Here is a 6,000-nt window from a genome sequence, read left to right on the forward strand (position 1 = left end):
TAAAAGCTTATTGGAATTAATGGAAGTCGAACACCCCGGCCGCTTCATTGCGGGCCCGGGCCAACGCCTGCAGGTCCAGCCCGGTCATTTCGCCTTGTTCGTCCGCAAAAACCAGTAGATTCTCGGTGGCCATGTTGCCCGTTAGCTCGTCGGCCGCCATGGGGCAGCCGCCAATGCCGCCAATGGCGCCATCGAAACGGCGGCATCCGGCTTCGTAGGCCGCGGCCACCTTCTCGTGCCAGCTGGTGGGCGTGGTGTGCAGGTGCGCCCCAAATTCAATTTGCGGAAAGGCTGGAATCAAAGCCGAAAACAGCGGCGTAATGGTGGCCGCCGTGGAGGCCCCGATGGTATCGGACAGCGCCACGATGCGAACCCCCAGCGCCGCCAGCTGCCGCGTGAAATCAGTGACAATTTCCGGGCTCCAGGCATCGCCATACGGGTTGCCGAAGCCCATGGAAAGGTAGGTAACCAGGGTTTTGCCGGTGCGCTCGCACAGCTCTTGCATGGCGGCTACTTCGGCCAGGGCCTCGGCGGTGGTTTTGTTGGTGTTGCGCTGCTGGAAGGTTTCGGACACCGAGAGCGGGAAGCCGAGGTAGCTGATTTCGGGGTATTGGGCGGCCGTTTCGGCACCGCGCAGGTTGGCCACGATGGCCAGCAGCTTGGTGCGCGTAGCCGCCAGGTCGAGGCCGGCCAGCACCTCGGCGGTGTCGCGCAGCTGCGGAATGGCTTTCGGCGACACGAAGGAGCCAAAGTCCAGGGTATCAAACCCCACCTTCAGCAAGGCGTTGAGGTAGGCGGTTTTGGTGGCGGTCGGAATAAAATCGGGCAGCCCCTGCATGGCGTCGCGCGGGCATTCAATTAGCTTCATGGCGGAGAAATAGGGGAGGAACGGGCCCCTAAAGGTAGCAGTCCGTAGCAAGCAGGCCCTCGCTCCGCCCTGGCGCCGTACCCGGCACGGTAGGCCCGTGCTACCGAACTACACAAAGCCGGCGGGTGTTTGAAGGGCATGCTCAATAGGATGGATACCACAACGCTACGGCTGATGAAGCGGCCGAATACACGTTTTTTAATGCCCCTGCTGCTCAGCACGGCGCTGCTAATCAGCAGCTGTAGCAAGCAGCAAAGCCTTCAGGCCCTGTTTCAAAAATCGACCCCCCACCAGGCCTATGCCCGGCAGCTGGCGCAGGCCGGCCTGGCCCAGCGCCCCGGCGGCCGTGCCTGGCTGGCTGCGGCCGGGCAAGCCCTGCGCGACTCGCTGGTAGTGGCGCTGCCGTTTGCCGAAACCGGGTATTTCCGCCCCGGCAACCCCGGCGCGGCCAGCTACCGCTACGCCGTGCGGGCCGGGGAGCAGGTGCACATAAGCCTTTCCCTGGGCGCGGGGGCGTCGGCGCGGGTCTTTCTGGATGCTTTTGAAGTAGTGCCCGGCGCGGTCCCCGCGCCCCTGGCCAGTGCTGACACCCTGGCGTTGGACTTCCGCTACCAGGCCGATGCCGATGGCCAGCACCTGCTGCGGGTGCAGCCCGAGTTGCTGGCCGCCGGCCGCTACACCCTGCGCGTGAATCGGGAGCCGGGCCTGAGCGTGTTTCCGGTGTCGGGGCGCACCGATGCCGCTGTGGGCAGCTTCTGGGGTGCCGACCGCGACGGCGGTGCCCGGCGTCACGAGGGTATTGATATTTTTGCCAGCCGGGGCACGCCGGTGGTCGCCGCTACGGCGGGCGTCATCACCCGCACCGGCGAAACCCCGATTGGCGGCCGCGTGGTGTGGCTGGCCGATGAGGCCGGGCGCGGAAACCACATTTACTACGCTCACCTCGACAAGCAGCTGGTGCGCCCCGGCCAGCGCGTGAATGCCGGCGATACGCTGGGCCTGGTGGGCAACACCGGCAATGCCCGGACCACGACGCCGCACCTACACTTCGGCATCTACCGCAGCGGGCAGGGTGCCGTCGACCCGTTTCCCTTCGTGCAGCGCCCCGGCGCCGCCGCCCCGCTGCCCAAAGGCCCCGACCGTCGGGGCGAATTTGTGCGGCTGCGGGCCGACGCAACCCTGCGGCCCGGACCTGAGCCTGGCAAGAGCAAGGGCAAGGGCAAAAATGCACCCCGTGCCATTGCGCTGAGCAAGCAGCTGCCGCTTCTGGTGGTGGGCCAGCACGGGGCCGCGCTACGGGTGCAGACGCCCACCGGCCAAATCGGTTATGTGTTAGCGCAGGCAGTGCTGGTCGCCACCGGCAATCCGCTGCGGCGCGTGGTGCTCCCGGCGCTAACTGAGCTGCTCACCGCGCCCGCCGCCGCTTCGTCGGCGGAGGGCGCCCTGGCCGCCCGCACTTCGGTGGCGGTACTGGGCCAGGCGGCGGGGTTTAGCCTGTTGCGCGGCCCGCGGGGCGAAACCGGCTGGGCCGATATTTAAGGAGCACCTGGTTTCAATCTAAACCCTCCAGCCTGCATCAATCGGATAATAATTGAGGTTTGCGCCTGGGCTGCGTAAGGCCAGGTAATAATTGAGTCTAACAGTTTGAACGCTAGTAGACAAGCTGATAGCTAACTGCCTAGCGAGCGTTTAGATAGTACGCGGGTTTGCATCAGCTTGCCTTTCTTATCATAGTATTCGGTTTTGACAATGCCCACGGCCGGGTCGTAGTAGTTGACTTCGCGCCCGCTGTTTCTCAGAATCAGGTCGGGGCGGGTGGTGGTGGACGCCTCGCGCTGCCCTTCCACCGCGTAACAATTGAACGTGCCAGCGGGCACCGTAACCGGGCTTGGGCCGGCCAGAATGGTGCGCTGGCTCACCAGCGTCCGCACTTTGGCGATGTCGACCATCGAGCTGCTCACCTGTGCCACCACGCCACCCGGTGCCAGCTGGCTCCCCGCCTTTGGCTGGTTGGGCCAGGCCAACGGGACGGCCGTGTACACGAGCCGGCGATTGCGAAACGACTTCATGTCGTCGTAGCTGATGGCCGCCATGCCATCGGTAAAAGTCGTGTCGTTGCGGCAGAAGTGGGTGAGGTCCTGCTGCTGAAGAACCCGGTTTTTGAGGTCATATTGCCCGCTTTTCAGTTGAATCTGAGTCGTCATGACGGGGCTCTCGTTCTTGCGGGGCAGCACCTCGGTGCTGATTTTCAGCACGCGGTAGCGCCACGTACTCGTGGCCCGGCCCTTGCTATCCAGCAGCTGGTATTCAATACTTTGCCCCTCGGTAAAGCCAAAGGGCTGGGCGCAGGGAGCCACTTTCTCAAACCGGAGCTCGGAAACCGCCGCTGGCCGCGGCAACGGCAACGAAACGGGCGTGGTCTGGGCCCGGCAGGCACCGGCCAGTAGCAGCAACCCAGCGGCCAAAGCCGCGCCAGAGGAGTGTTTCGACATAGAATGGAAGTTGAAAATAGCCATCGGGATGCAAGGTACGCAGCGGGCAACCCCCTTGGATGCAAGCACAACCTGAGCCTCGACCTTGCGTTAGCAGTCACAGGGCCGTACTTTGTGGCCAGTTGGCCCGCCCGGTGCGGGCGCCGTTTATTCACTACTTATCGATTCGTTGCAATGCCTGATTCTTCTTCCTCTAACTGGGCCGACATGGCCGCTTCCTTGCTCGGCAAGCTCTCGGGCGGCGTTGAGCTTAGCTGTGCCTTCGAGCAAATGGAGCTGCAAGTCCCCAATCCCCAAAACCCCAGCGCCCCCGCCGCCACCTGGAAACTAAATGGTTCGCTGCGCATCCGCACCCGCGGCGACCAGCCCGCCGCCCGCCCGGCCGTGCCCCAGTTGCCGCCCAGTCTCCCCGAAGCCGGTGCCTAGCACGCTCGAAATTGAGGCGCAGCTGGTCATCAATTGGAATGGCCATGCGCTGCAGCTGGTGGCGTCGGGCACTTACCTCATTCTCAATATTCCGAGCCAGCAGGTGCTCGACCTGCTCACCGCCGGCCCGCCCAAGCCGCCGGGTGCGCCCAAAGCGCCCAAGTCCTCCGGGCCCGACCCGATGCAGCAAATCAACGACCTGGCCCGGCAGCTGGGCTGGGTGCTCGACCTACGGGTGGGGGGCAAAACGTACGTCACATTCGGCGTGCAGCGCACGCCCAAAATCACGCTCAATGCCGTGCTCGGCAAAATTGGCTCGTTTTTCCGCTGAGTAGTTTCGCGGGGTCCGGCAGGTGTTTTTGCAACTAATTGTTCGTCCATTAGTTTGCTAGTGAACACTCTCTGCCGGTCCTAATGAAATCCGAACACGAACATCCCAACCAGGTCAGCGCTGGGCAAAGCGCTTCTCCCTTTAGCCGTACCGGCAGCCTCCCTCCGGTTACCGTGGCGCTGTACTTTGCCCTGCTGGGCATCACGGTAATGTTTATGGTGTTGGTGGCTGCCTACGTGGCCACGCGCCTGCGTAGTGGCGCGCCAACGGGCCTGCACGCATTGCCCCGCTACTTTTCGCTGAGTACCATCGTGCTGGTGTTTAGTAGTTTCGTGGTTGCTCAGGCGCCCCGGCTTTACCAAGAGGAAGACCTGGGAACGCTGGTCCGCTGTTTGGGCGCTACGCTATTTTTGGGTAGTGTTTTCGCGGGTTTGCAAATATTAGGCTGGCGTGAGCTTTTTGCCAATGGGGTGCCGTTTCAGGGGGACGCCAGCAACAGCAGCGGCCAGTTTATCTACCTTATTTCGGCGTTGCACGTCGCGCACTTGCTGGGCGGTATGCTGTTCTTGTTAACGCTGCTGCTGCGGGTGGTGCGGGCCAAGCGTGATGCGGTGCGCGGCCTCGTCTTCATTCGCAACCCCTACCAACGCCGGCAATTAAAGCTGCTCGGCACCTACTGGCACTTTGTTGATGTACTGTGGATTGCGCTTTTCGCCGTCTTCCTCTTCCTGTATTAAGCTACAAGCCGCTAGCTTCAAGCTCCAAGCCTGTATTTCTCCATAACAGGACTTACGCTGCCAGCAGCTGGCGCGCGTCTCTGACGCGTGACTTCCTGGCCCGGCGTTTCCAAACGCTGCCGCTCGTTCCGTCTGGTCTCGTTGGCCGCGCGCGTCAGAGACGCGAAACCAGTGGGCAACGCGTCGGAGATGCGCGCCAGCTACTGAGTACGTAAGTCCTCCATAATACTTTACGAACCCCCGCTTTCTATTTGATTTTGCGCCCGCGTTTGGTTATTCGGCGACCTAAAGCCAATGAGCTGATTGTTAACGGATAAAAGCTTGCAGCATGTAGCTTAAAGCTTGCGGCTCAACGCTTAACGCTACTTCACCACCTCCAGCCAGCCCCGGTACTTTCGGCCATCGGTGTACGTAACGAAGTAGTAGTACAGGCCCGCGCCATCCGACCCGGCCCACCGGAAATTTCGCTCTGACGACGTGAAGACCTGTTGGCCCCAGCGGGTGAAAATCCGGACGTTGGCGAACTGCATATCGCAGAAATTAGGCGGTAAATCCGGCAGTCGGAACTCGTCGTTCTGGCTGTCGTTGTTGGGCGTAATCACGTTGTAGAGTTTCACCGCCAGCGAATCTGGGTTCGTTACCCGCAGCTGGATGCGTTGAAACTGCGGCAGCGGCTTGCACGTGGCATCGAGGAGCTGGAAGGTCACGGTGAGGTTGCGGTGCAGGTTGGCGGCGGCACAGCTCACTTCCCAGCGAAAAGTGCCATTGGCAGCGCCCGTGCCATTCTGAGCTTCGAAGCGCATGCCGGCCAGGGCCAGGTCAAAGCCTTCCTTGCCATTATCGAGGCTGCCGGTAGCCGTTAGTGTGAGTCCGTCGCGGTCAGGGTCGATACCGCTGAAGGTGGCCGTGTAAACCTGGCCTAGCGGCAACTCCACGACCGGAGCCTGTTCCGCCACCGCCGTGGGCAGGGTGGAGGTGAGTACCGGCGGCCTATTGGCGTAGCGCACCACCACGGGCACGGTGATGGTTGTGGCCTGCCGAACCCCGCAGGGCGAAGTAATGGCGGTGAACTGAAAGTTGAACACCGAATCGGCTCCCACCGCCCGGCAATCGACCCGCCAGGTGAAGCGGCCCCGCTGCTGCAAA

7 protein-coding genes are annotated in these 6,000 nt (G+C 62.5%); 4 read left to right on the forward strand and 3 right to left on the reverse strand.

Annotated features, from left to right (window positions below; genetic code table 11):
- Positions 1–16: 16 nt before the first annotated feature.
- Positions 17–868, reverse strand: a complete 852-nt coding sequence (locus GM79_RS05490; protein WP_035560439.1) for a hydroxymethylglutaryl-CoA lyase — start codon at positions 866–868, stop codon at positions 17–19.
- A 201-nt stretch (positions 869–1,069) separates the two neighbouring features.
- Between GM79_RS05490 and GM79_RS05495 the strand changes: the two genes are divergently transcribed.
- Positions 1,070–2,407, forward strand: a complete 1,338-nt coding sequence (locus GM79_RS05495) for a M23 family metallopeptidase (RefSeq protein ID WP_051718547.1) — start codon at positions 1,070–1,072, stop codon at positions 2,405–2,407.
- A 131-nt stretch (positions 2,408–2,538) separates the two neighbouring features.
- Here GM79_RS05495 and GM79_RS05500 read toward each other — a convergent pair whose 3' ends face one another.
- Positions 2,539–3,360 carry a hypothetical protein gene (locus GM79_RS05500; protein ID WP_152559856.1) on the reverse strand — a complete coding sequence of 274 codons (822 nt, stop codon included), beginning with the start codon at positions 3,358–3,360 and terminating at the stop codon, positions 2,539–2,541.
- Between the two features lie 174 nt (positions 3,361–3,534).
- On the opposite strand from GM79_RS05500, the gene GM79_RS05505 reads away from it, so the two are divergent.
- The 3 genes from GM79_RS05505 to GM79_RS05515 all read left to right on the forward strand — a co-directional run bounded on the left by GM79_RS05505 (position 3,535) and on the right by GM79_RS05515 (position 4,854).
- Positions 3,535–3,786, forward strand: coding sequence for a hypothetical protein (locus GM79_RS05505; RefSeq protein ID WP_072008546.1), 252 nt, complete (start codon positions 3,535–3,537; stop codon positions 3,784–3,786).
- Positions 3,779–4,117, forward strand: coding sequence for a hypothetical protein (locus GM79_RS05510; RefSeq protein WP_035560443.1), 339 nt, complete (start codon positions 3,779–3,781; stop codon positions 4,115–4,117). The genes GM79_RS05505 and GM79_RS05510 overlap by 8 nt, the downstream gene beginning before the upstream one ends.
- 83 nt (positions 4,118–4,200) lie before the next feature.
- Positions 4,201–4,854 carry a heme-copper oxidase subunit III gene (locus tag GM79_RS05515; RefSeq protein ID WP_035560447.1) on the forward strand — a complete coding sequence of 218 codons (654 nt, stop codon included), beginning with the start codon at positions 4,201–4,203 and terminating at the stop codon, positions 4,852–4,854.
- A gap of 362 nt (positions 4,855–5,216) precedes the next feature.
- Here GM79_RS05515 and GM79_RS05520 read toward each other — a convergent pair.
- Positions 5,217–6,000, reverse strand: a 784-nt coding sequence (locus GM79_RS05520) for a gliding motility-associated C-terminal domain-containing protein (protein WP_161787124.1), incomplete at its 5' end; no start/stop codon positions are given.

The sequence above is a fragment of the Hymenobacter sp. IS2118 genome (assembly GCF_000715495.1).
Taxonomy (GTDB): domain Bacteria; phylum Bacteroidota; class Bacteroidia; order Cytophagales; family Hymenobacteraceae; genus Hymenobacter.

Bases quoted from the DNA above. Each gene is read 5' to 3' on its own strand.
- GM79_RS05490 (WP_035560439.1), bottom strand. From the start codon at position 868: ATGAAGCTAATTGAATGCCCGCGCGACGCCATGCAGGGGCTGCCCGAT.
- GM79_RS05500 (WP_152559856.1), bottom strand. From the start codon at position 3,360: ATGTCGAAACACTCCTCTGGCGCGGCTTTGGCCGCTGGGTTGCTGCTA.
- GM79_RS05515 (WP_035560447.1), top strand. From the start codon at position 4,201: ATGAAATCCGAACACGAACATCCCAACCAGGTCAGCGCTGGGCAAAGC.
- GM79_RS05495 (WP_051718547.1), top strand. From the start codon at position 1,070: ATGCCCCTGCTGCTCAGCACGGCGCTGCTAATCAGCAGCTGTAGCAAG.
- GM79_RS05505 (WP_072008546.1), top strand. From the start codon at position 3,535: ATGCCTGATTCTTCTTCCTCTAACTGGGCCGACATGGCCGCTTCCTTG.